Origin of the sequence: Streptomyces griseus subsp. griseus (assembly GCF_000720255.1) — a bacterium.
In the GTDB taxonomy this organism is placed as follows: domain Bacteria; phylum Actinomycetota; class Actinomycetes; order Streptomycetales; family Streptomycetaceae; genus Streptomyces; species Streptomyces griseus_I.
Window position 1 is genome coordinate 1 of the sequence record NZ_JOJE01000018.1, and the last position, 23,325, is coordinate 23,325.

Genomic DNA, 23,325 nt, shown 5'->3' on the forward strand with positions numbered 1-23,325 from the left:
GAAGATCGCGTGTCAGCGGCAGGACACCGCCCGCAAGTGGGCCAAGCGCGTCATCCGCGACCACGACGCGATTGCGGCCGAGGACTTCCGGCCGAAGTTTCTCGCGAAGACCACCATGGCCCGCAAAGCCGCTGACGCGGCGATCGGTGCCACCAAAACGGCCCTGATCGAGATGGGCCGCAAGCACGGGCGGGACATCCGTCTCGTGCATTCCGCGCACATCACCATGGACTGTGCGTCGTGCGGAGCGAGAACCAAGCACGCACTTCCTCTTTCGGAACGTACCTACACCTGCAGCGCGTGCGGAGTCGTGTCCCCCAGGGACAAGAACTCCGCGTGCGTGATGCTCGTCCGGGCTGGTCTCAACCCGGCTGGTGCTGAGGGCGTAAGACCTTCGGGAGCGCTGCTCCCGGAGGCAGCCTGAGCCAGGAATCCCCTCCGTCCACGGGAGGGGAGGATGTCAAAGGGTCCATCCCAGCAGACAGACGACGAGGGCGGCGAACGGGAGGGTCAGGGCGTACGACCACTGCGCCCGGGAGGCGGTCACCTCGTCGATGACCGGCATCGAACCGGCGTACCCCCGGCTGACCATGGCCAGGTGCACGCGCTCCCCACGCTCGTAGGAGCGGATGAACAGCGCGCCCGCCGACTTGGCGAGGACGCCCCAGTGCCGTACGCCCTTGGCCTCGAAGCCGCGTGACTCGCGGGCGATCCGCATCCGGCGCATCTCGTCGGTGATGACGTCGCCGTAGCGGATCATGAAGGACGCGATCTGCACCAGCAGCGGGGGGAGCTTCAACCGCTGCAGGCCCAGGAGGAGTTCGCGCAGTTCGGTGGTGGCGGCGAGCAGCACGGAGGCGGCGACGCCGAGGGTGCCCTTGGCGAGCACGTTCCAGGCGCCCCACAGGCCGTTCACGCTCAGCGACAGGCCCAGCACGTCGACCCGCTCGCCCTGCGCCACGAACGGCATCAGCACGGCGAACGCGACGAACGGCACCTCGATCAGCAGCCGCCCGAACAGGAAGCGGGCCGGCACGCGCGCGACGTACGCGACCACACCGAGCAGCACCGCGTAGAGGCCGAACGCCCACATCGCCTCGCGCGGCGTCGACACCACGACGACCACGAAGGCGAACGCGGCGGCGAGCTTGGTGTGCGGTGGCAGTCCGTGCACGGGCGAGTGCCCGTGCCGGTACAGCTTGTGCGCGTGTCCCGCTCCCATGACGTCAGACGTTCTCTACGGCCGTGGGGGAGGCGTCCGCCGTACGGCGCCTGCGCACCGCCCAGAACACCCCGCTGCCGGCGACGACGGTGACGCCGACGCCGATCACGCCCGCGAGGCCGCCGGAGAGGCGGGCGTCGGTGATGTCCTTCACGCCGTAGTCGGCGAGCGGGGAGTCGCTGGACGCGTGCTTCTCGGTCTTCCTGTCGATGCCGTGGTCGGCGGCGACCTTCTCCAGACCGTCGGGGTTGGCGGAGGCGTAGAAGCTGACGAACCCGGCGAGGACGAGGGAGGTGACGAGGCCGGTGATCCACACCTTGCGGTGGGACCGGGCGGCGAGCGGTACCGGGGCCGCGTCGGGCGCGTCGACGAGCTCGCCGTTCACCCGCAGCTTCAGCTTCTGCGTCAGACCCCGAGCTCCGTACACGAGGTCGGGCCGTACGGCGATGACGGCGCCGACGGTCAGCGCGGTGATCGCGGCCTCGCCGAGGCCGATCAGCACGTGCACGCCGATCATCGCGGTGGCGACCTTGCCGATCGAGACGTCCGTGGTGCCGCCGACCGCGTAGACGATCGTGAAGGCGACGGCGGCGGCCGGGACGGAGAGCAGCGCGGCGGCGAAGGAGGCGATGGTGACGGAACGGCGAGTGCGCGGCAGCACCTTCACCAGGCCCCGGAAGACGGCGTAGGCCACGACCGTCGTGACGATCGCCATGTCGGTGATGTTGACGCCGAGCGCGGTCAGCCCGCCGTCGGCGAACAGGATGCCCTGCATGAGCAGGACCACGGACACGCACAGGACCCCGGTGAAGGGGCCCACGAGTATCGCGGCGAGCGCACCGCCCAGCAGGTGGCCGCTGGTCCCGGCCGCCACGGGGAAGTTGAGCATCTGGACCGCGAAGATGAACGCGGCCACCAGGCCGGCCAGCGGCGCCGTCCGCTCGTCGAGCTCCCGGCGCGCACCGCGCAGGCTCACGGCGATGGCGCCCGCGGCGACGACTCCCGTCACGGCGGAGGTCGGGGCGTTGATGAATCCGTCAGGTACGTGCACCGTTCGATGATAGTGGCTTGATGCGAATGGTTCGCAAGAGCGCATCGGTCGTGCATCGCGGAGTGAGACGCGGCGGTCCCGGGAAGCGCGTTCGGGAAAATATGCGACATTGGAGGGGAAGCGGATGCACAGCCTTCGCACAGGTCACGCAGCGTAAGGGGCCGGTCGGATGTCCGTAGTCGAGCAGTACGCGCGGGCCCACGTCGTCACGGACGCGGACCTGATCGAGGAAGAACACGCGGCCGTCCCGGTGATCCTGCGCTACGACCCGGAGACCGACCCCCGTTCCGTCCGGATCCGTCTTCCGGGCCCCCACGAATGGACGTTCTCGCGCTCCCTGCTCGAACAGGGCCTGCGCGCCCCGGCCCGCTTCGGGGACGTCGTGGTCTGGCCCTGTGGGCGCGTCCAGACGGTCGTCGAGTTCCACTCCGACCACGGCGTCTCGGTCGTCCAGTTCGAGTCCAAGACGCTCCTGCGCTTCCTGCGCCGCACCTACATGGCGGCGGTGAGGCCGGTGGCCCACTGAGCCTGTCCGCTAGGGAGTGGTGCGGACCCCGTCGAGGAAGTAGTCGAGCCCCGGCTGGAACTCCAGGCGCGGGACGGCCGCGCGCACCGCGTCCTGCAGCCCGGGCGGCACCGGATGGACGCCGCCCGTGAACCAGTCGTCCGTGCGGTCGGGGAACAGGTCCCTCACCCGGCGGATCTCATCCCGCGTGAGCTCGGTGACGTGCGCCGCGTGATCGTCACCCTCCCAGCCCACGAGCTCCCAGCAGAGCCCCTCGCCGTCGGCGTACGGCGTCCGTGACACGCGCTCAGCCACCGGCCCTGAGCAGCGCCGCCACGATCGGGCCCGCCGTGTCGCCGCCGTGGCCGCCCGCCTGGACCACACCCGCGCCGGCGAGGTCACCGCGGTAGGCGGTGAACCAGCCGTTGGGCTTCTTCTGGCCGTCGACCTCCGCCGAGCCCGTCTTGGCGCCGTAGTCGGGGCCGAGCCCCGACATCGCCTCGGCGGCGGTGCCGGCGGCGGCGGTGTAGTTCATCAGCTCACGCAGCTGGGACAGCGTGGACGCGGACATCGTGCGCGAGGCCTTGGCCAGCGTGCGGTCGTCGACCGACGGGGCGACCAGGTACGGCTGGCGGAAAACACCCGACTTGACCGTGGCGGCCACGGACGCCATGTTCAGCGGGTTCATCCGCACCCCGCCCTGGCCGATCAGGGACGCCGCCATCTGGGCCTGCGACTGCACCGGGACCCGGCCGTCGAAGGTCGGGACGCCGATCGCCCAGTTGTCCATCGACAGGCCGAACACCTGCTGCGCCTGCTTGGTCAGGTCGTCGTTCTTCAGGTCGGGCGCCTGGCTGATGAAGGCCGTGTTGCAGGAGCGGGCGAAGCTCGCCTTGAACGTGCCGCCCTTGATCTCGAACTTGTCGTCGTTCTGGAACTTCCAGCCGCCGTACTTGAAGAACTTGGGGCACGGATGCGGCTTGTCCGCCGACGCCAGCTTCTTCTCGATCAGCAGCGAGGAGGTGATCACCTTCATCGTCGAGCCGGGGGCGAGCGAGCCCTGGAAGGCGGCGTTGAAGTGCGGGTTGGAGTTGGCCACCGCGAGGATTTCGCCCGTCGACGGCCGCATCAGCACCACCGACGCCCGGTCCCTCTTGGCCACCTGCTGCTCGGCGGTCGCCTGGAGGCTCGGGCTGAGCGTGGTCTTCACCGTGCCCGGAGTGCCCTTGCTGAGTTCCACGAGCGTCTTGTCGGAGGCCTTCTTCGCCTTCGACTCCTTGCCGCGGACCACCCGCAGCTCGACTCCGGCCTTGCCGCCGGCCTTCTTGCCGTACTTCTCGCGCAGCCCGTCGAGGACCGGCTCCAGGGACGGGAACTTCTTCGTGGTCAGCTCCCCGCCGTCCCGGTCGAGCGCCTTCACCGGCGGGTTGCCGGACTCGCCGGTGATGAGTGTGTCGCCGTCCTGGAGGTCGGGGTGGACCACGGAGGCGTGCCAGTCGACCAGCGGCTTGCCGTCCTTGGCCCGCCGCACGACGGTGAGCGCGCTGTCGTAGGCCAGCGGCTTGCTGACGCCCTGGTACTCGACGGTGCCCTTCACCTTGAACGGCACCTTGTCGCCCTCCCGGGCGCCCGCGGTGAGCGTGACGTCCTTGATGTGGGCGTCCTTGGTGTAGCCGGCCAGGAGGGAGGTGGCGGCCGCGGAGTCGTCCGTGCCGGCGGCCGCCGCGGCGACCTCGCCCCGCTGCCAGGACGTCAGGAACGTCCGGGCGGCGGTGGTCACCTCTTTCGCCGACAGTGGGCCGGTCTTGACCGACGGGGACTTCTCGCCGGCCGACGACGAGGCGTTCCTGCCGTCGTCGGCCATCGCTCCGCCGCCGTACAGCGCGTAGACCCCGATGCCGGCGCCGCCGACGACGATGGCGATCATCCCGCCGATCACGGCGGGCTTCGTCTTTCGCCGCTCGGCGGCGCGCCCTCTCTTGCCCACTGCTCGTGTTCCTCCGTGTGGTTCCCGGGCGCCCCCGCCGCCCCACTGCCCTCGTTGCCCTCACACATCCCAACGACGGCAACCACACTAGAGTCCCGATCTCCGGGGGTGACGTCAGCCGCCAGTTCGTAGCACGGCTGCGACAATCGGACCGGCCGCGTCGATGCCGTGACCGCCGTCCTGGACCATGGCCGCCGCGGCCACGTCGTTGCGGTAGCCGGTGAACCAGCTGTCGGACTTGGACTGCCCGCCGATCTCCGCGGAGCCGGTCTTCGCGCCGATCCGGCCGCTCAGTCCGGACATCACGCCGGCCGCGGTGCCGCTGGTGGCGGTGCGGTTCATCATGGCGCGCAGCTGCTGGACCGTGCTGTCGGACAGCCCCTTGGCGGTGGCCAGCTCACGGTCGTCGAGGCTCCGCGGCACGATCACCGGCTGCCGGAAGGCGCCGGTCATCGCGGTCGCCGTCACCGACGCCATGTTGAGCGGGCTCATCTGGACCTGGCCCTGGCCGATGAGGTTGGCCGCCTTGTCCGGGCCGCCGGCCGCGGGGACGGAGCCGTCGAAGGACGGGATGCCGGTCTTCCAGTTGTCCCCGCCGAGTCCGAAGCGGCTCTGCGCCTCCTCGGTCAGCGACTCCGTCTTCAGGGACTTCACGTACTTGATGAAGGCGGTGTTGCAGGAGATGGCGAAGCTGTCGGAGAGGGTGGCGCTCTCGTTCGGCTTCAGGCCCTTGAGGTTGTGGAAGGTCTGGCCCTCCCACAGCACGCTGTCGGGGCAGGGCGCGGGCCCGTTCGCGGTGGTGAGCTTGTTGTCGATGAGCGTGGCCGCGGTGACGATCTTCATGGTGGAGCCGGGCGGCACCTTGCCGAGGAACGCGGCGTTGAAGCCGTCGCCCCGGTGGTTGGCGACCGCCAGCACCTCGCCGGTGCTCGGCTTCACGGCCACGACCGAGGCCTCGGGGTACTTCTTCACCGCCTGCTCGGCCGCCGCCTGCGCGCTCGCGCTGATGGTCGTGGGCAGCTTGCCCGCCTTGCCCTTGGCGAGGGTGAGCAGCGAGGTGTCGGCGGTGTTCGGGTCGGCGTGGTGGATCGCCAGCTCGACGCCGGGGGTGCCGCCCGCCTGCTCGCCGTACTTGGCGCGCAGCTCGTCCAGGATCGGCCCGAGGGAGGGGTACTTCTCCTTCGTCAGGACCTTGCCGTCGCGGTCCACGGCCTTGATGGGCGGGCTCGCCGACTCGCCGGTGACGAGGGTGTCGTCCATGTTCTTCAGCTGCGGGTACACCACGGAGGGCTGCCAGTCGACCAGCGCCTTCCCGGTCGTCAGCCCGCGCACCACGCTCAGCTCGCTCTTGTAGTCGAGCGCCTTGGACTTGCCGTCGTAGGACACCTTCGCGGTCACGGTGAAGGGCACGGTGGCGCCGTTCGCCGGCCCCGGCGTGATCTTCACGTCGGTGATGTGGGCGCTCTCGCTGTACGAGGTGAGCAGCGGCTCGGCCTTCTCCGCGTTGTTGGTGTGGTTCGCCGCGGTCGCCGCGTCGCCCTTGCGCCAGGCCTCGAAGAAGGCGGCGGTCGTCTCCTTCACTTCCGCACTGCTCGGCGGACCGCTCTTCTTGGTCGCCGCGGCGGTGCTCGTGCTGCCGCCCGTGCCGCTGTCGCCGTTCACCGCGGACAGGAGGTTGTAGGCCCCGTATCCGGCCCCACCCACCATCACGGCGAACACCGTGCCGACTATGCCGGCCTTGGCCCCCTTGTGCATGTCCCGTCCTTCCCCGTTCCCCGTTGCACTTCCCCCGCGTTTTCTGAACGCGTTCAGAAAGTTGTTCGTGCTTGGCACTGTAAGCGGAGCGAGGGCCTGATGGGACAGGTGTTTACGGAACTTGTGTCCTAACGGAGATCAGAGACGTGATCGAGCCCCCCAGATCCAGCCACATACGTGAACGCCAGGAGTCGACTGCTCCGAAACTCAGGCGCGGCTGTCGATCCAGCCGCGTCCCGTTCGACATCCTGATGTAGGGACACATCGCCCTACGAGGAGGTGACAGGACCTGATGAGGGAACACATGGATCAGCTGCTGCGAGTGCAGAACTTCACCATCTCCAGTGACGGCGTCGCCGCCGGCGAGGACCAGAGCCTGGAGCGGCCTTTCGGACACAACATCGATCCGGGAAGGCTCTTCGCCTGGGCCGGCGCCACGGCGAGCTGGCCCAACCGCTCCGAACCCGGGGGGAGCCGGGGCCTCGACGACTACTTCACCCGGGACTTCAGCCACAACATCGGCGCCGAGATCATGGGCCGCAACAAGTTCGGACCCCAGCGCGGCCCGTGGCACGACCACGAGTGGCGCGGCTGGTGGGGTGACGAGCCGCCCTTCCACACGCCGGTGTTCGTCCTGACCCACCACAAGCGTCCGTCGTTCACGCTCTCCGACACCACGTTCCACTTCGTGGACGGCGACCCCGCCACCGTTCTCGCGCAGGCGCGGGAGGCCGCGCGGGGCAAGGACGTCCGGCTCGGCGGCGGCGTGACCACCATCCGGGAGTTCCTCGACGCCGACCTCGTCGACACCCTGCACGTGGCCGTCTCACCGGTGAAGCTCGGGTCCGGGCTACGCCTCTGGGAGTCGCCCGAACAACTGCTGGACCGGTTCCACATGGAGGTCGTGCCCAGCCGCAGCGGCGTGACGCACCACCTCTTCTGGCGCAGATGACCAGTGACAACGACCACGAGGGCCCAGCAGCGCGCTGGGCCCTCGTGACGTGTCCGACCCGCTAGACCCAGGTGTCCAGCCACATCCGCGACCGCCAGTCGTCGATCGGGATCGCCGTCCCCGTGTACAGCGGCCAGAAATAGATGAAGTTCCACGCGATCAGCAGGACCAGGACGCCCGCGCCCGTCGCGCCCGCCACGCGGCGGGTGTCGGAGGAGCCCGGGGGCCCGGCGAGGGCGCCGATGAGCATGGCCACCGCGAGACAGAGGAAGGGGACGAAGACGACCGTGTAGAAGAGGAAGATCGTGCGGTCCTGGTAGAGGAACCAGGGGAGGTAGCCGGCCGCGATGCCGCAGGCGATGGCGCCCGCGCGCCAGTCGCGGCGGAACGCCCAGCGCCACAGGACGTACAGGATCGCGAAGCACGCCGCCCACCACAGCAGCGGCGTGCCCAGCGCCAGCACCTCACGGGCGCACTTCTCGCCCGCGTCGGCGGGACAGCCGTCGGTGCCGGGGGAGGGGGACTCGTAGAAGAAGGAGACCGGGCGGCCCAGGACGATCCAGCTCCAGGGGTTGGACTGGTACGTGTGCGGCGAGGAGAGGTTGATGTTGAACTTGTAGACCTCGTGCTCGTAGTGCCACAGGCTCAGCCACCAGTCCGGGAACAGCCAGGACCAGCTGCTGGACCTGCCGTTGGCGGTCGCCCAGTCGCGGTAGAAGCCGCCCGAGCCGTCGGAGGGGGAGAGGATCCAGCCCGTCCACGAGACGAGGTAGGTGACGATCGCCACCGGGACGGTCGCCAGGAACGTCAGGCCCAGGTCCCGCTTCAGCACCGCCGAGTACGGGTGACGGGCGCCGGCGACCTTGCGGGAGCCGATGTCCCACAGCACCGCCATCACACAGAACGCGGCCAGCACGTACAGGCCGTTCCACTTCGTGCCGATGGCCAGGCCCAGCATCAGTCCCGCCAGCCAGCGCCACGGACGCCACCCCAGGCGGGTCGTCTCGGCGGCGTGCGCGTCGGGCCGGTAGCGGCCGTCCGCGTCGGGTGGGATCGCCGCCGCGAGCCTCTCCCGCGTCCTGTCCCGGTCGATCACCAGACAGCCGAACGCGGCCAGCACGAAGAACATCAGCACGCCGTCCAGCAACGAGGTACGGCTCATCACGAAGGCCATGCCGTCCACGGCCATCAGGGCGCCCGCCACACAGCCCAGGAACGTCGAACGGAACAGCCGGCGGCCGATACGGCACAGCATCAGCACCGACAGCGTGCCCAGCAGCGCCGTCATGAAGCGCCAGCCGAACGGGTTGAACCCGAACATCAGCTCGCCCAGCCCGATGACGTACTTGCCCACCGGCGGATGCACCACATACGCCGCGTCCGTCGGGATCCGGACGTGCCCGTTCGACGACAGCACCAGATCGTTGGCGTTCTTGGCCCAGTTGACCTCGTAGCCCCGGTGGACGAGCGCCCACGCGTCCTTGGCGTAGTACGTCTCGTCGAATATCACCTTCTTCGGGCTGCCCAGGTTCCAGAACCGCATCAAGCCCGCCATCAGCGTCACCAGCAGCGGACCGCCCCAGCCGGACCAGCGCGTGATCCGGTCGGCGAGCACCGGCGGCACCCCGAACACCTGCCACAACCGGGGGCTGGGCCGTGTGAACGGCGGCACCAGCCGCTCGCGGACGTCCGAGACGGGCTTCGCCGGATATCCGAAACGGCGCAGCCGCTGCTGCCAGGTAGGCCGCTGGTCGTGCGGCGCCTGGCCCTGCCGGGTGTCCGTTGAGGACGCGGTACTGGTCACCGCGCCATCGTAGGGAACCCTTCTGTGCGCGTCCCGTGCTTGGGCCCCAACCGTGGCCGAGGCCCGCCCCTGCGAGGATGGACGGGTGACTGGAACCCTTGTTTTGGCGGGCACCCCCATCGGCGACATCTCGGACGCGCCGCCCCGGCTCGCACAGGAGTTGGCCGCCGCCGACCTCGTCGCCGCCGAGGACACCCGGCGGCTGCGCCGGCTGACCCAGGCGCTGGGCGTGACGCCCAAGGGCCGGGTCGTGTCGTACTTCGAGGGCAACGAGTCCGCCCGTACGCCCGAACTGGTCGACGAACTGCTCTCCGGCGCGCGTGTGCTGCTCGTCACGGACGCCGGGATGCCGTCCGTGTCCGACCCGGGCTACCGGCTGGTCGCCGCGGCCGTCGAGAAGGACGTCCGGGTCACCGCCGTCCCCGGCCCGTCCGCCGTGCTCACCGCGCTGGCGCTTTCCGGCCTGCCCGTCGACCGGTTCTGCTTCGAGGGGTTCCTGCCCCGCAAGGCCGGCGAGCGGCTGTCGCGGCTGCGGGAGGTCGCCGGGGAGCGGCGCACACTCGTCTACTTCGAGGCCCCGCACCGCCTCGACGACACCCTCGCCGCCATGGCCGAGGTCTTCGGCACCGACCGTCGGGCCGCCGTCTGCCGCGAGCTGACCAAGACGTACGAGGAGGTCAGGCGCGGCCCGCTGGCCGAGCTGGCGGCATGGGCGGCCGAGGGCGTTCGGGGCGAGATCACCGTCGTCGTCGAGGGCGCCCCCGAGCGCGGGCCCGAGGAACTCGACGCGGCGGAACTGGTGCGCAGGGTGCGGGTGCGCGAGGAGGCGGGGGAGCGGCGCAAGGAGGCCATCGCGGCGGTCGCGGTAGAGGCGGGACTCCCGAAACGAGAGGTGTTCGACGCGGTCGTGGCGGCCAAGAACGCACGCTGATTTTCGGCCAGGAACCGCCTCTGAGCAGGGCGCACTTCCGATGAGCGAGCGCCCCATGGGCGGTTAAAGCACGGGCGGGAAAGGCAAAGACCAGACCCCGCTCGCGGGGCCGCTTCGGCAAGGAAAGTCCAAATCGGCTCCAACACTCGACAGGCCCGATGCGTTCACGTCGGCGGAGGCGTCCACTGGGTTGAGGGACATCACCCGTCCCCTTCGCCAGGCGGACCTGAGGAGCTGGCATGAGTGAGACTGCCGTCGTCCACGAGTCGTATTCCTTCGTCTGCATGCGCTGCGGACACGGCTGGGAGCAGTCGTACGAGATAGAGCACCACGTCGACGCGGAAGGCCACGAGTTCGTCACCTACGTGGCCGACGGCCACATCGTGCCGTCGCCGCTGAGCCGCCCCGCGTGCCGCAACTGCGACGGCCACGTCGTGCGGATCATGCGCGCGGGCCAGGTCTCGTCCGCGCTGAGCGCCGCCCGTCGGCAGCAGCCAGTGCCCCGGCAGGGCGCGCCCGCCGCCGACACGGCGGCACCGGACCACCCGCAGGACGAGGCGGCCGGCCAGCACCACTGGCACCTGTCCGACCTGCTGCATCCGTTCCAGCGCAAGGCGAGCTGAGCGAACGCACTCGAAGGCGGGGCGTGCTCCTTTCGTAGGATCGGGGCATGCCTTCGAACGCCCCCGGCACGTCCGGCAAGCAGGACAAGAACGCCGCGCCGCCACTTCCGCAGCCCCTGGCGGTACCGGTCGCCGACTCCCACACCCACCTCGACATGCAGTCGGGGACCGTGGCGGAGGCGCTCGCGAAAGCCGCGTCCGTCGGGGTCACCACCGTCGTGCAGGTCGGCTGTGACGTGAAGGGCTCGCGGTGGGCCGCCGAGACGGCCGCCGCGCACGACAGCGTCCACGCGACGGTCGCCCTGCACCCCAACGAGGCACCGCGGATCGTGCACGGAGACCCTGGGGGCACCTCCCAGCCCCCCGGGGCTGGGGGAGGGTGGTCCCGGCAGGGGGCACGCGAGCCGGGCGGTGACGCCGGCCTCGACGAGGCGCTCGCCGAGATCGACCGGCTGGCCGCACTGCCGCAGGTCAAGGGCGTCGGTGAGACGGGACTCGACTACTTCCGCACCGGACCCGAGGGCAAGGCGGCGCAGGAGCGGTCCTTCCGGGCGCACATCGAGATCGCCAAGCGGCACGGGAAGGCCCTCGTCATCCACGACCGCGACGCCCACACCGACGTCCTGCGCGTCCTCAAGGAGGAGGGCGCGCCCGAGCGCACCGTCTTCCACTGCTACTCCGGCGACGCCGAGATGGCCGAGATCTGCGCCCGCGCCGGCTACTACATGTCCTTCGCGGGCAACGTCACCTTCAAGAACGCCCAGAACCTGCGCGACGCCCTCGCCGTCGCCCCGCTGGAGCTGGTCCTCGTCGAGACCGACGCGCCGTTCCTGACCCCGGCGCCCTACCGGGGGCGGCCCAACGCCCCCTATCTCGTGCCGGTCACCGTCCGCGCCATGGCCGCCGTGCGCGGCATCGACGAGGACACCCTGGCGACCGCCCTCGGCGCGAACACCGCCCACGCCTTCGGTTACTGACCGTACCGACCGACCGTCACAACTGACTTTCCGTAGCCGCGTCGCTTTGGAGAGTGACGGTCGCTCCGCTAGGTTCTGGGGGCCCGATCCGGACCCCTCTGGCCCTCTGGAGCGCGTCGGCGTGAGCAACCAGCAGACGTATCAGACCTACGGCGGCACCGACGGCCCGGGCGCGCCCGACGTGCACACGGCGCCCACCCAGGCGTTCGGCGTGAACGCGGCACCCGGCACGTACGAGGACACCTACCGGCCCGCCTACGAGGCCGCCGATCCGCCGGTGCCTCGCCAGGGGAACGGCGCCACACCCCCGGCCCTCCCCACGCCCCCCGCCCTGCCCGCGCCCTCGCGGACCGTGGCGGGGCGGCGCTCCGCGCGCCGGGGCAGGACGCGGTACGCCGAGCGCGCCGACGGCCCGCTGCGCCGGCTGCTCCCGCAGGCGCTGGTCGTCGCCTTCCTCGCCGGCGGCACCACCGCCTTCGTCGCCGACGACAAGGCGGTCGAGCTGACCGTCGACGGCAAGCCCCGCACCCTGCACACCTTCGCCGACGACGTCACCGAACTGCTCGCGGAGGAGGGCGTCGAGGTGGGCGCCCACGACGTGGTGGCCCCCGCCCCCGGCACCGCCCTCACCAGCGGCGACGAGATCGACGTCCAGTACGGGCGGCCCCTGCGGCTCACCCTGGACGGGCAGCGGCACGACGTGTGGACGACGGCCCACACGGTGGAGGAGGCACTCGGACAGCTCGGGGTGCGAGCGCAGGGCGCGTACGTGTCCGCCGCGCGTCACCTGCGGATCGGACGCGAAGGGCTGGCGCTGGTCGTACGCACCGAGCGCGCCCTGACGATCATGGCGGACGGCCGGGCCCGCGCGATCCGCACCAACGCGGCGACCGTCCGCGAGGCCGTCGAACAGGCCGGGATCACCCTGCGCGGCCAGGACACCACCTCGGTCCCGCCCGGCAGCTTCCCGCGTGACGGACAGACCGTCACCGTGATGCGGATCACCGGCACGAAGGAGATCCGGGAGGAGGCGATCCCGTTCGCGGTACGACGGACCTCCGACCCCACGCTGTTCCGGGGCACGGAGGTCGTCGACCGCCCCGGCCGCCCGGGCCTGCGCCGGATCACCTACCTCCTGCGCACGGTCAACGGAGTACGGCAGAGACCGCGCCGGACCAGGACCGAGATGGTGCGCGAGGCACGGGCGCAGGTCGTGCGGGTCGGCACCAAGCCGCTCCCCACGTCGATGGGCGCCGGCACGGACCGGCTCGACTGGCAGGGCCTCGCGGTCTGCGAGTCGGGCGGACGCCCCCACGCCGTCGACCCCTCCGGCACCTACGGCGGCCTCTACCAGTTCGACACCCGAACCTGGCAGAGCCTCGGCGGCACCGGCCGCCCCCAGGACGCCCCGGCGGTGGAACAGACCTACCGAGCGAAGAAGCTGTACATGCGCCGGGGCGCAGCGCCTTGGCCGCACTGCGGAGGACGGTTGCACGGCTGAGTCGAGGTTCCCTCCGGCCGGGTGCCTCCGGCCCGCCCCGTACCCTTGTGCCCGTGACCAGCCCCACCCCCGACGCCCTCCTCGGCCCCGCCGACATCCGCGAACTGGCGACCGCCCTCGGCGTACGCCCCACCAAACAGCGCGGCCAGAACTTCGTGATCGACGCGAACACGGTCCGCCGTATCGTCCGCACCGCCGACGTCCGCCCCGACGACGTGGTCGTCGAGGTCGGCCCCGGGCTCGGCTCGCTCACGCTGGCCCTGCTGGAGGTGGCCGACCGGGTCACCGCCGTCGAGATCGACGACGTACTGGCCGGCGCCCTGCCCGCCACGATCACCGCGCGGATGCCCGGACGCGCCGACCGGTTCGCGCTGGTCCACTCCGACGCGATGCACGTCGCCGAGCTGCCCGGACCGCCGCCGACCGCGCTGGTCGCGAACCTTCCCTACAACGTGGCCGTGCCCGTGCTGCTGCACATGCTCGACACCTTCCCGAGCATCGAGCGCACCCTCGTCATGGTCCAGGCCGAGGTCGCCGACCGGCTCGCCGCACCGCCGGGTTCCAAGGTGTACGGCGTCCCCTCGGTGAAGGCCAACTGGTACTCCGAGGTCAAGCGGGCCGGCGCCATCGGCCGCAACGTCTTCTGGCCCGCGCCGAACGTCGACAGCGGACTGGTCTCCCTGGTCCGGCGGACCGAGCCCATCAGGACAACGGCCTCCAAGGCCGAGGTCTTCGCCGTGATCGACGCCGCGTTCGCACAGCGCCGCAAGACCCTGCGGGCCGCCCTCGCCGGGTGGGCCGGGTCGGCGGCCGCGGCGGAGAAGGCCCTGGTCGCGGCGGGTGTCTCACCGCAGGCACGCGGCGAGTCGCTCACCGTCGAGGAGTTCGCCCGCATCGCCGAGGCCGCCGAGAACAAGGAGACCGCCGCGTGAGCGTCACCGTGCGCGTGCCGGCCAAGGTCAACGTTCAGCTCGCGGTGGGTGCGGCCCGCCCGGACGGCTTCCACGACCTGGCCAACGTCTTCCTCGCGGTCGGCCTCTACGACCAGGTCACGGTCACCCCGGCCGACGAGCTGACCGTCACCTGCGAGGGCCCGGGCGCCGACCAGGTCCCCCTGGACCGTACGAACCTGGTGGCCCGCGCGGCCGAGGCGCTCGCCGGCCGGTACGGCATCGACCCCGCAGTCCACCTCCACATCGCCAAGGACATCCCCGTCGCCGGCGGCATGGCGGGCGGCAGCGCGGACGGCGCGGGCGCGCTGGTGGCGTGCGACGCGCTGTGGGGCACGGGTGCCTCCCGCGAGGAGCTCCTGGACATCTGCGCCGAGCTGGGCAGCGATGTGCCGTTCAGCCTGGTCGGCGGGGCGGCCCTCGGGGTCGGCCGGGGCGAGAAGCTCACAGCCCTGGAAGTGGGCGGCACCTTCAACTGGGTGTTCGCGATGGCCGAGCGGGGCCTGTCGACACCGGCCGTCTTCCGCGAGTTCGACCGCCTCGGCGAGGGCACGGACATCCCCGAGCCCGTCGCCTCCCAGGAACTCCTCGACGCCCTCGCCAAGGGCGACCCGGACGCCCTCGCCGCCGCCGTCTCCAACGACCTCCAGCCCGCCGCCCTCTCCCTCTTCCCCCAGCTCGCTGACACCCTCGCCGCCGGCCGCGCCGCGGGCGCCCTCGCCGCCCTGGTCTCGGGCTCCGGTCCGACCACGGCCTTCCTGGTACGGGACCGGGAGTCGGCGACGAGGGTGGCGGCGTCGCTGGGATCCTCCGGAACGTGCAGGACGGTACGGATCGCGTCCGCACCGGCGCCCGGGGCGACGGTGCTCGGCCGTTAATCAGGTGCCGCGACCGGCCCCGCCCACCTAGGCTCCACCGGCCGGTTCTGCGAGACCGGAGGAGACGGGGGCATGGCGTGGGCATGGAGTCACTGGTGGCGGCCGTACGGCGCGGAGACGCGGACGCGGTCAGGGAGCTGCTGGAGGCCGGCGCGGACCCGGACCCGCTCGACGGCCCCGACGGGCTCCCACCTCTGTGCCTCGCCGTGGCGGCGTACGACGAACCGGTCGTCGAAGCGCTGCTGGAGGGCGGCGCCGACCCCCTGCGCCGGCTCCCGGACGGGACCACCGCACTGCTGCGGGCGGTGGACAGCGGGTCGAAACGGATGACCGAGGTGCTGCTCCGGCACGGCGTACCGCTCCCGGTCCCCGAACGCGAGGAACTGCTGAACCATGCCCGGCGCTGGGCGGAGGCGGGCACGGAGGCCGAGCTGCGCCGCAGGACCGGCCTCGCCGGACCGGTGACGCGGGCGCGCGTCGTCGACGACGAGATCGGCTGGTGGAGCGAGGAGCTGACGCTCGGCGGGCTGACCGTGCGCGACGAGCACCTGGCGATCATCACCACCATGGAAGCGCGCTACGGCAGGCGTACGCCCTTCGACGAGCTGGTCGCCCGCGCCCTCGCCCGCCCCGACCGGGACCACGTCGTGTGGTCGGAGGTGGTGTTCACGCTCGGCCGCCGGTTCGACGAGGAGACCTGGGAGTGGACCCGGGACCTGCTCAACCACCCCGACCGCCTGCATCGCCTCCTCGCCGCCGACGTACTGATGTTCCTGGTCCTCGGGGACTTCCTCACAGGACGCGACCCGTTCTGGGACCGGGGGCGGCAGCTCGTGCCCTGGGCCGAACAGGAGGAGGACCCCGAGGTGCTGGCGGTCATCCTCCAGGCGATGACCCATGACAGCGCCCCGGAGATCGAGACGGTCGGCCTGTCGTACCTCACGCACCCGGACCCGAGGGTGCGCGCCCTCGTGCCGGACACCCTGGGGCACTACTCGGACGACGGCTGGTGCCCGCCCGGCCCCGAGAGCCTGACCGCGGTGCTCACCCTGGCCCGCGATCCGGACCCCGACGTACGCCAGGCGTTGTGCTACTGGCTCGCGCATCAGCGGGGGAGCGAACCGGAGGCCGGTGACGTACTGGTCGCGCTCACCCACGACGAGCGGCAGCAGACCCGGCTCTACGCGGTGTCCGGCCTGGCCCTGCGGGACGACCCGCGCTGCGTGGAGGCCGAGCACCGGATCGGCCCCGTCGGTGAGGACCTGCGCGAGGACGAGAGACTGCTGGACGTGTGGCGATACCAGCAGCGCCTCCGGAAGGCGGACGAGGGGGCCTGACGCCGCGATCCGGCGCCCCGCTCCGCCCGACTACCCTGGAGGGTCGATCCATCCCCCCGGGCAGGAGTGAAATGGCCGTCAACCTGGTCAATGTCGAGAACGTCAGCAAGGTGTACGGCACCCGTGCCCTGCTCGACGGCGTCTCGCTCGGCGTTTCCGAGGGGGACCGGATCGGAGTCGTCGGCCGCAACGGCGACGGAAAGACGACGCTGATCCGGATGCTGGCCAAGCTGGAGGAGGCGGACACCGGACGGGTCACGCACTCCGGCGGGCTGCGGCTGGGAGTCCTCACCCAGCACGACTCCCTCGATCCGGAGGCGACCGTCCGCCACGAGGTCATCCGGGACATGGCCGACCACGAGTGGGCGGGCAACGCCAAGATCCGGGACGTACTGACCGGGCTGTTCGGCGGCCTGGACCTGCCCGGGTTCCCGCAGGGCCTGGACACGGTCATCGGCCCGCTCTCCGGCGGCGAGCGGCGCCGTATCGCGCTCGCCAAGCTGCTCATCGACGAGCAGGACCTGATCGTCCTCGACGAGCCGACCAACCACCTCGACGTCGAGGGCATCTCCTGGCTCGCCCGGCACCTCCAGGTGCGTCGCTCCGCGTTGGTGTGCGTCACCCACGACCGCTGGTTCCTCGACCAGGTCTGCACCCGCATGTGGGACGTCCAGCGGGGCGCCGTCCACGAGTACGAGGGCGGCTACTCCGACTACGTCTTCGCCCGCGCCGAGCGCGAACGCATCGCCGCGACCGAGGAGGTCAAGCGGCAGAACCTGGTCCGCAAGGAGCTGGCCTGGCTGCGCCGCGGCGCGCCCGCCCGTACCTCCAAGCCCCGCTTCCGCGTCGAGGCCGCCAACGAGCTCATCGCGGACGTGCCGCCGCCCCGGGACACCTCCGAGCTGATGAAGTTCGCCTCCTCCCGGCTCGGCAAGACCGTCATGGACCTGGAGGACGTCACCGTCCAGGCCGGCCCCAAGGTGCTGCTGAAGCACGTGACCTGGCAGCTGGGTCCGGGCGACCGCATCGGCCTGGTCGGCGTCAACGGCGCCGGGAAGACGTCCCTGCTGCGGGCGATGGCCCAGGCGGCCCGCACCGAGGGCGAGGAGCAGCCCGCCGGCGGGCGGATCGCCGTCGGCAGGACGGTCAAGCTCGCCTACCTCTCCCAGGAGGTCGCCGAACTGAACCCGGCCCTGCGCGTGCTGGAGGCCGTACAGCAGGTCCGCGAGCGCGTCGACCTCGGCAAGGGGCGCGAGATGACCGCCGGGCAGCTGTGCGAGACGTTCGGCTTCAACAAGGAGAAGCAGTGGACGCCGGTCGGCGACCTCTCCGGCGGTGAGCGGCGCAGGCTCCAGCTGCTGCGGCTGCTGATGGACGAGCCCAACGTCCTCTTCCTCGACGAGCCCACCAACGACCTCGACATCGAGACCCTGACCCAGCTGGAGGACGTCCTCGACGGCTGGCCCGGCTCGATGATCGTCATCTCCCACGACCGGTTCTTCGTCGAGCGCACCACCGACAAGGTGTACGCCCTCCTCGGTGACGGCACGCTGCGGATGCTGCCGCGCGGCATCGACGAGTACCTGGAGCGCAGGCAGCGCATGGAGGAGGCCGCGGCCGCCGTCGCTTCCGTCGCGGCCCGGCCCGCGCCGGAGAAGAACGCCGCCGACCAGCGCGCCGCCAAGAAGGAACTCCAGCGGATCGAACGGCAGTTGGACAAGATCTCGGAGAAGGAGTCCAAGCTGCACGCGCGGATCGCCGAGAACGCCACCGACTTCGCCAAGGTGGCCGAACTCGACGCCGAACTGCGCGACTTGGTTGGTGAGCGGGACGAACTCGAGCTGCGCTGGCTGGAACTCGCCGAGGACGCGTAGGCGGCGCGCACGCCGCGTGAAGGGGGCGTGAAGCCGCATAACGGGGGTGTCACGGCCCGGTTCGCCCTTGGGAACAGCGGCGGATCCGGGCCGGTCTGCTGTCGGTACCGGGTGATAGAAAGAGCCGTCTGTAACTGCATGAGTACGACTCTGAGTCCTTCACGAACCTCAGGGCGTGGCTAAAAATCAGTGAGCGAGGGGGACACACGCTGATGACTCAGCCGCCCAACCAACCGCCCCAGCAGGGCGGTTTCGGAGCACCGCAGGACCAACCGCCCCAGCAGGGCGGCGGCTTCGGCGCTCCCCAAACCCCACCGCCACCCCAGGGCCCGCCCGCCCAGCCACCATCGGCCCCGCAGGGGCAGCCGCCCGCCGCGCCCCAGGGCCCGCCCGCCCAACAGCCCGGCTACGGCTACCCGCAGCAGCCCGGCCCCTACGGCTACCCGCAGCAGCCCGGCCCCCACGGCCAGCCGCAGCAGCCGGGCCCCTACGGCACGCCCGGCCCGTACGGTCAGCCCCAGCAGCCGGGCCCGTACGGCACGCCGGGCCCCTACGGCCAGCCGCAGCAGCCAGGGCCGTACGGCCAGCCCGGTTACGGCTACCCGCCCCAACCCCAGTTCCCCGGCGCGCCCGGCACCCCGCCGCCCGGCTCCGGTTCCCGCAACCCCTTCAAGGGCAAGCCCGCGATGGTCATCGGGGCAGCGGTGGCGGCACTGCTCGTCGTCGGCGGCACCGTGTGGGCCGTCTCGGGCGGCGACGACGACGGCGGCGAGAAGAAGCCGGTCGCCAAGCAGAGCGACGACGACAAGCCCACCGCCTCCGACAGTCCGGTCAACCCCGGTGACGGCAGCGGCGACGGCCGCGAGGACCCCGAGGACTTCAACGCCGACCGGCAGGCCGGCGAGGCGAAGGTGCTCTGGTACAAGGAGGCGCCCGACGCGCCCGCCTCCGGCGCCGACGCCCCCGGCATGTGGATCACCGACAAGACCGCGGTGAAGGCGGCCTACAAGCAGCTCGTCGCCTACAACGTCGGTAACGGCGTGCCCACCTGGGACGCCATCAGCTTCAAGGAGAAGATCTGCGCGGTCACCCCGCAGCAGACCTCCGACAACAAGATCGTCGTCGCCTCCATGAGCGGCACCAGCGACCGCGCCAAGTGCAACCAGCTCCAGCAGATCGACCTCGACACCGGCGAGAAGGGCTGGAGCGGCACCGTCTCCGACGGCGAACTGTTCGACAGCGCGCTCACCATCGAGCTCTCCATCGCCGGCAAGACGCTGATGGTGGGCCGCTCGCAGTCCGGCTCGGCGTTCGACATGGAGACCGGCAAGAAGCTGTTCGACAAGACGAAGTACGGCGACGCCTGCTTCCCGTCCGCGTTCGCGGGCGGCCCCAAGCTGATCTCCGTCGCGTCCTGCGACGCCACCGGAGCCAACGAACACGACGAGGTGCAGGAGCTGGACCCGAGGACCGGCAAGGTCAAGTGGACCCAGAAATTCGACAAGGGCTGGACGGTCTCGCGGACCTACTCCGTCGACCCACTGGTCATCTACAGCACCAACAAGGACAAGAACGCCTGGAACATCGCCACGTTCAAGTCCGACGGCAACTTCCGCTCCCAGGTCGACTTCGACGAGGACTTCGCCGCCGACTGCGGCTTCACCGTCCTGCAGCGCAACCTCACCGGCTGCGAGGGCGTCGCGTCCGACGCGTCCACCCTCTACCTGCCCACCGAGGCGAAGAGCGGACCCAACGAGATCGTCGCCATCAACCTCGCCGACGGCAAGGAGAAGTGGCGCGTGAAGTCCCCGACCGACGAGTCGATGGTCCCGGTCAAGGTCGAGGACGGCAAGCTCATCGCCTACGTCGAGCCGTCGTACGACGCCGCCGGGCAGGTCGTCTCGATCCCGACGATCGGCAGCAGCCACAAGACGACGAAGCTGCTCCAACTGCCGGAGGCCACGGCCAAGATCGAGAACAGTTTCTACTCGCGGGACATCGACTGGGCCGACGGGCGCTTCTACATCTCCAGCACGCAGCTGTCGGGCAGGGACGAGGCGAAGGAGAAGCTGATGCTCGCCTTCGGCAAGTGAGCCGGCCGACGCCCCCGCCGAGTCCCCGACTTCTCCCGCTCCGTCTCCCCGAGGTACCCACACCATGACCCAGCCGCCGCCCCCACCGCCCAACCAGCCCCCGCAGGGGGGCGGCTTCGGCGCGCCCCAGAACCCCCCGCCGCAGCAGCCGGGCTTCGGCGCCCCCCAGCCCCCGCAGACCCCACCGGGCCCACCGACACCACCCGCCCCGCAGCCGGGCTACGGCTACCCGCAGGCCCCCCAGACACCTCCGGCCGCCCCACCCGGGCCGCCGCAGCCGGGCTACGGCTACCCGGGCCAGCAGCCGAACCCGTACGCGCAGCAGCAACAGCCCTACACGCAGCAGCAACCGCCGTACGGCCAGCCCCCTCAGCCGAACCCCTACGGCCAGCAGCCCGGCTACGCCCAGCAGCCCGGCTACGGCTACCCGGGCCACCCCACCATGCCGATGCAGCCGCAGGCGCCCACCGCCGGCGGCAAGTTCAACGCGCAGGTGGCCATCATCGTCGCGGCGGTCGTGGCGATCGCACTGATCATCGGCGGCGGCGTCTGGTACGCCTCGTCCTCCGGTGACGACACCAAGAAGGACGACACCGCCGGCTCCAGCGGCGGCACCGGCGGCAAGGACGACAAGGGCGGCTCCGGCGGCACGTCCTCCGGCGGCAAGGAGAAGGCTCCCGCCGACCCCAGCGCCCAGGTCCTCTTCAAGATCCCGTCGCCGAAGGTCGGCGAGGACGACAGCGCCTCGGTGAACGGCTCCTGGCTGACCGACAAGGCGTACGTCAAGACCGGCTTCGCCGAGGTCACCGGCTACGACCTCGACAAGGGCACCAAGCTGTGGACCATCAAGCTGCCCGGCGAGGTGTGCCAGGCGAGTCGGTTCGCCTCCGACGACGACAAGACGGCGATCGTCTTCCGGCCCAAGATGTCCGCCAAGAACGACACCGCGGGCTGCAGCCAGGTCGCGGCGATCGACCTCGCCGGGGGCAAGAAGCTGTGGGAGAAGACCGTCGAATCCGGTGACTACCCGATCACCTTCGAGAACGTCACCATCAGCGGCAAGACCGTCGCCGTGGGCAGCACCGACGGCGGCGCCGCCTTCGACCTCGACTCCGGCAAGGTGCTGTGGCAGCCGAAGCAGACCGACACCTGCTATGACGACGGCTACGGCGGCGGCCCCAAGCTTGTCGCGGTCCGCAAGTGCGGCGACTACGACGCGCGTGAGCTGCACATCCAGACCATCGACCCGGTCTCCGGCAAGGTGATCTCCGAGTACAAGCTTGCCAAGGGCATCGAGTACGCCAGCATCGTCTCCACCGACCCTCTGGTCGTGGCCGCCGACGTCGGCGACAGCGCCGGTGACGGCAGCGGCATCTCGGACTTCTTCTCCATCGACAACAAGACCGGCAAGCTGCGCACCCGCATCTCGGCGCCGGGCGACCAGTACGCGGCCCGCTGCGACGGCATCACCCGCATCGAGTACTGCTCGGGCCTGGTCGTCGGCAACGACCGCCTCTACATTTCCACCGAGGAACACGACGGCACCGGCGAGTACAGCAGGACCAACGAGATCGTCGCCTTCGACCTGGGCACCGGCAAGCAGACCGGCCAGCGCGCCGACGCCGGGGACGGCTTCGAGATCACCCCGCTGCGCATGGACGGCACCAACCTGATCGCCTACAAGCGCCCGCCCTACGACGAGGGCGGCCAGGTCGTCAGCATCGCCGGCGGTTCCTTCAAGCAGACGAAGCTGCTGCAGAACCCGGACACCGAGGCGGTGCGGGACATCGAGACCAGCATGTCCCCGGACTACTCCGAGATCCTGTACGCCCAGGGCCACTTGTTCATGTCCCAGGTATACGCGGACTCGTCCAGCAGCAAGGACAAGGAGTACCTGGCAGTCGGCTTCGGCACGAAGGGCTGAACCAGAGGCCCTCGCTCCCCTCGACCCCGCCCCTGCCCAGGGGCGGGGTCATTCACTTACCGCTCATCACCCTCGAATGAGCGGTATTTCCACGATCAGGGGCACTTCTCACGAGTAGGGGAAGCGCAACGTCGAACAAGCGTGTAGCTTCCGGGGGCATGAAAGGGCGAGGGTGCCGGGGGGCACCCTCTGTCCATGTGGGCCGGTGGCATCCATAGTGGGCGACCACGTGGGCGTCCACTGGGGGGACTGGGGGGTTTGGGCTCGATGGGAGTGCGGCTGATGGTGGTCGACGACCACCGACTGCTGGCCGAGGCACTGGCCTCGGCGCTGAAGCTGAGGGGGCACCGGGTGCTGGCCGCGGCGGCGCCCGCCGCCGGGGCGGCGGAGCTGGTCATCGCGCGCGCACCGGAGGTGTGCCTGCTGGGCACGGCGACCCCGGCGGAGCCCGGGATGTTCGACCCGGTGATCCGCATCAAACGGGAGCGCCCACAAGTGGCGGTCCTGGTCCTCGGCCCGGTACCGAGTCCCCGAGGCATCGCGGCAGCTTTCGCCGCCGGCGCCTCGGGCTACGTACGTCACGACGAACGCATAGAAGCCGTCGAACGAGCGATCATGAAGGCAAGGTCAGGCGAAGCGGCGGTCGCCCCCCAGCTCCTCCAAGGAGCCTTCAGCGAGTTGCTCAACCCCGCGGCCCAGCCGGACGACGAGGGCCAACGCCTCCTCCAGATGCTCACCCCGCGCGAGATCGAGGTCCTGGTCCGAGTAGCCGAAGGCGAGGACACCCGCCTGATCGCCGCCGGCATGAACATCGCCCCGTCCACGGCCCGCACCCACGTCCAACGCGTCCTCATGAAACTGGGCGTCGGCTCCCGCCTCGAGGCAGCGGCGCTGGCAGCAAGAACAGGCCTACTGGACCGAGCGGCCCCCCACCTGGGCACGCCCCCGGACGCGTAGGTCA

20 protein-coding genes are annotated in these 23,325 nt (G+C 70.9%); 14 read left to right on the forward strand and 6 right to left on the reverse strand.

The genetic code is table 11. The annotated features are described in order from the left end of the window. A partial coding sequence (locus IG99_RS23940; RefSeq protein ID WP_037676982.1) for a zinc ribbon domain-containing protein occupies window positions 1-424 on the forward strand: 424 nt, incomplete at its 5' end. 36 nt (window positions 425-460) lie between these two features. Here IG99_RS23940 and cbiQ read toward each other — a convergent pair. Continuing rightward, on the reverse strand, window positions 461-1,222 hold the full coding sequence (gene cbiQ, locus IG99_RS23945) for a cobalt ECF transporter T component CbiQ (protein WP_037676983.1): 762 nt from the start codon (window positions 1,220-1,222) through the stop codon (window positions 461-463). Between the two features lie 4 nt (window positions 1,223-1,226). Continuing rightward, a complete protein-coding gene (locus IG99_RS23950; protein WP_037676985.1) occupies window positions 1,227-2,273 on the reverse strand; it encodes an energy-coupling factor ABC transporter permease in 1,047 nt (348 codons plus the stop codon). A 169-nt stretch (window positions 2,274-2,442) separates the two neighbouring features. Between IG99_RS23950 and IG99_RS23955 the strand changes: the two genes are divergently transcribed. Further along, a complete protein-coding gene (locus tag IG99_RS23955; RefSeq protein ID WP_037676986.1) occupies window positions 2,443-2,799 on the forward strand; it encodes an SsgA family sporulation/cell division regulator in 357 nt (118 codons plus the stop codon). Window positions 2,800-2,808: 9 nt separating this feature from the next. Here IG99_RS23955 and IG99_RS23960 read toward each other — a convergent pair whose 3' ends face one another. From IG99_RS23960 to IG99_RS23970, 3 genes are all read right to left on the reverse strand, one after another. Next, a complete protein-coding gene (locus tag IG99_RS23960) occupies window positions 2,809-3,081 on the reverse strand; it encodes a hypothetical protein (RefSeq protein ID WP_051865835.1) in 273 nt (90 codons plus the stop codon). 4 nt (window positions 3,082-3,085) lie between these two features. Further along, window positions 3,086-4,765 carry a penicillin-binding transpeptidase domain-containing protein gene (locus IG99_RS23965; RefSeq protein WP_037676988.1) on the reverse strand — a complete coding sequence of 560 codons (1,680 nt, stop codon included), beginning with the start codon at window positions 4,763-4,765 and terminating at the stop codon, window positions 3,086-3,088. Window positions 4,766-4,879: 114 nt separating this feature from the next. Then, window positions 4,880-6,520: a penicillin-binding transpeptidase domain-containing protein gene (locus tag IG99_RS23970; RefSeq protein ID WP_037676990.1), complete on the reverse strand. Its 1,641-nt coding sequence runs from the start codon at window positions 6,518-6,520 to the stop codon at window positions 4,880-4,882. 304 nt (window positions 6,521-6,824) lie between these two features. On the opposite strand from IG99_RS23970, the gene IG99_RS23975 reads away from it, so the two are divergent. Then, on the forward strand, window positions 6,825-7,472 hold the full coding sequence (locus IG99_RS23975; protein ID WP_037676991.1) for a dihydrofolate reductase family protein: 648 nt from the start codon (window positions 6,825-6,827) through the stop codon (window positions 7,470-7,472). A gap of 61 nt (window positions 7,473-7,533) precedes the next feature. On the opposite strand, the gene IG99_RS23980 is transcribed toward IG99_RS23975, so the two are convergent. Then, a complete protein-coding gene (locus IG99_RS23980; RefSeq protein ID WP_037676992.1) occupies window positions 7,534-9,276 on the reverse strand; it encodes a dolichyl-phosphate-mannose--protein mannosyltransferase in 1,743 nt (580 codons plus the stop codon). 85 nt (window positions 9,277-9,361) lie between these two features. Here IG99_RS23980 and rsmI point away from each other — a divergent pair, with 85 nt between their 5' ends. From rsmI to IG99_RS24035, 11 genes are all read left to right on the forward strand, one after another. After that, the gene (rsmI, locus tag IG99_RS23985) at window positions 9,362-10,207 is read left to right on the forward strand and encodes a 16S rRNA (cytidine(1402)-2'-O)-methyltransferase (protein ID WP_037676993.1); all 846 of its coding nucleotides are present in this window, start codon (window positions 9,362-9,364) and stop codon (window positions 10,205-10,207) included. Between the two features lie 239 nt (window positions 10,208-10,446). Next, window positions 10,447-10,830 carry a hypothetical protein gene (locus IG99_RS23990; protein WP_037676994.1) on the forward strand — a complete coding sequence of 128 codons (384 nt, stop codon included), beginning with the start codon at window positions 10,447-10,449 and terminating at the stop codon, window positions 10,828-10,830. A gap of 47 nt (window positions 10,831-10,877) precedes the next feature. Then, entirely contained in the window at window positions 10,878-11,807 is a 930-nt protein-coding gene (locus IG99_RS23995) for a TatD family hydrolase (protein ID WP_037676996.1), read from the forward strand. 121 nt (window positions 11,808-11,928) lie between these two features. After that, window positions 11,929-13,308 (forward strand): resuscitation-promoting factor, encoded by a 1,380-nt coding sequence (locus IG99_RS24000; RefSeq protein ID WP_037676997.1) that lies wholly within the window; start codon window positions 11,929-11,931, stop codon window positions 13,306-13,308. A 53-nt stretch (window positions 13,309-13,361) separates the two neighbouring features. Further along, complete coding sequence (gene rsmA / locus IG99_RS24005; RefSeq protein ID WP_037676999.1) at window positions 13,362-14,240, forward strand: 16S rRNA (adenine(1518)-N(6)/adenine(1519)-N(6))-dimethyltransferase RsmA; 879 nt, start codon at window positions 13,362-13,364, stop codon at window positions 14,238-14,240. After that, window positions 14,237-15,136 (forward strand): 4-(cytidine 5'-diphospho)-2-C-methyl-D-erythritol kinase, encoded by a 900-nt coding sequence (locus IG99_RS24010; RefSeq protein WP_037677000.1) that lies wholly within the window; start codon window positions 14,237-14,239, stop codon window positions 15,134-15,136. The genes rsmA and IG99_RS24010 overlap by 4 nt, the downstream gene beginning before the upstream one ends. An 83-nt stretch (window positions 15,137-15,219) precedes the next feature. Beyond that, on the forward strand, window positions 15,220-16,473 hold the full coding sequence (locus IG99_RS24015; protein ID WP_051865837.1) for a HEAT repeat domain-containing protein: 1,254 nt from the start codon (window positions 15,220-15,222) through the stop codon (window positions 16,471-16,473). A gap of 71 nt (window positions 16,474-16,544) precedes the next feature. Next, window positions 16,545-18,347, forward strand: a complete 1,803-nt coding sequence (locus IG99_RS24020; protein WP_037677001.1) for an ABC-F family ATP-binding cassette domain-containing protein — start codon at window positions 16,545-16,547, stop codon at window positions 18,345-18,347. A gap of 212 nt (window positions 18,348-18,559) precedes the next feature. After that, the gene (locus IG99_RS24025) at window positions 18,560-20,440 is read left to right on the forward strand and encodes an outer membrane protein assembly factor BamB family protein (RefSeq protein WP_037677003.1); all 1,881 of its coding nucleotides are present in this window, start codon (window positions 18,560-18,562) and stop codon (window positions 20,438-20,440) included. A 64-nt stretch (window positions 20,441-20,504) separates the two neighbouring features. Continuing rightward, a complete protein-coding gene (locus IG99_RS24030) occupies window positions 20,505-22,364 on the forward strand; it encodes an outer membrane protein assembly factor BamB family protein (protein WP_037677005.1) in 1,860 nt (619 codons plus the stop codon). A 267-nt stretch (window positions 22,365-22,631) separates the two neighbouring features. Then, entirely contained in the window at window positions 22,632-23,321 is a 690-nt protein-coding gene (locus tag IG99_RS24035; protein WP_078947869.1) for a helix-turn-helix transcriptional regulator, read from the forward strand. Window positions 23,322-23,325: the final 4 nt, after the last annotated feature.

Coding starts and splice junctions, on each gene's coding strand:
- IG99_RS24020 (WP_037677001.1), top strand. CDS start 16,545: ATGGCCGTCAACCTGGTCAATGTCGAGAACGTCAGCAAGGTGTACGGC.
- IG99_RS24030 (WP_037677005.1), top strand. CDS start 20,505: ATGACCCAGCCGCCGCCCCCACCGCCCAACCAGCCCCCGCAGGGGGGC.
- IG99_RS24025 (WP_037677003.1), top strand. CDS start 18,560: ATGACTCAGCCGCCCAACCAACCGCCCCAGCAGGGCGGTTTCGGAGCA.
- cbiQ (WP_037676983.1), bottom strand. CDS start 1,222: ATGGGAGCGGGACACGCGCACAAGCTGTACCGGCACGGGCACTCGCCC.
- IG99_RS23995 (WP_037676996.1), top strand. CDS start 10,878: ATGCCTTCGAACGCCCCCGGCACGTCCGGCAAGCAGGACAAGAACGCC.
- IG99_RS23990 (WP_037676994.1), top strand. CDS start 10,447: ATGAGTGAGACTGCCGTCGTCCACGAGTCGTATTCCTTCGTCTGCATG.
- IG99_RS23970 (WP_037676990.1), bottom strand. CDS start 6,520: ATGCACAAGGGGGCCAAGGCCGGCATAGTCGGCACGGTGTTCGCCGTG.
- IG99_RS23975 (WP_037676991.1), top strand. CDS start 6,825: ATGGATCAGCTGCTGCGAGTGCAGAACTTCACCATCTCCAGTGACGGC.
- IG99_RS23955 (WP_037676986.1), top strand. CDS start 2,443: ATGTCCGTAGTCGAGCAGTACGCGCGGGCCCACGTCGTCACGGACGCG.
- IG99_RS24015 (WP_051865837.1), top strand. CDS start 15,220: ATGGAGTCACTGGTGGCGGCCGTACGGCGCGGAGACGCGGACGCGGTC.
- IG99_RS24035 (WP_078947869.1), top strand. CDS start 22,632: ATGGGAGTGCGGCTGATGGTGGTCGACGACCACCGACTGCTGGCCGAG.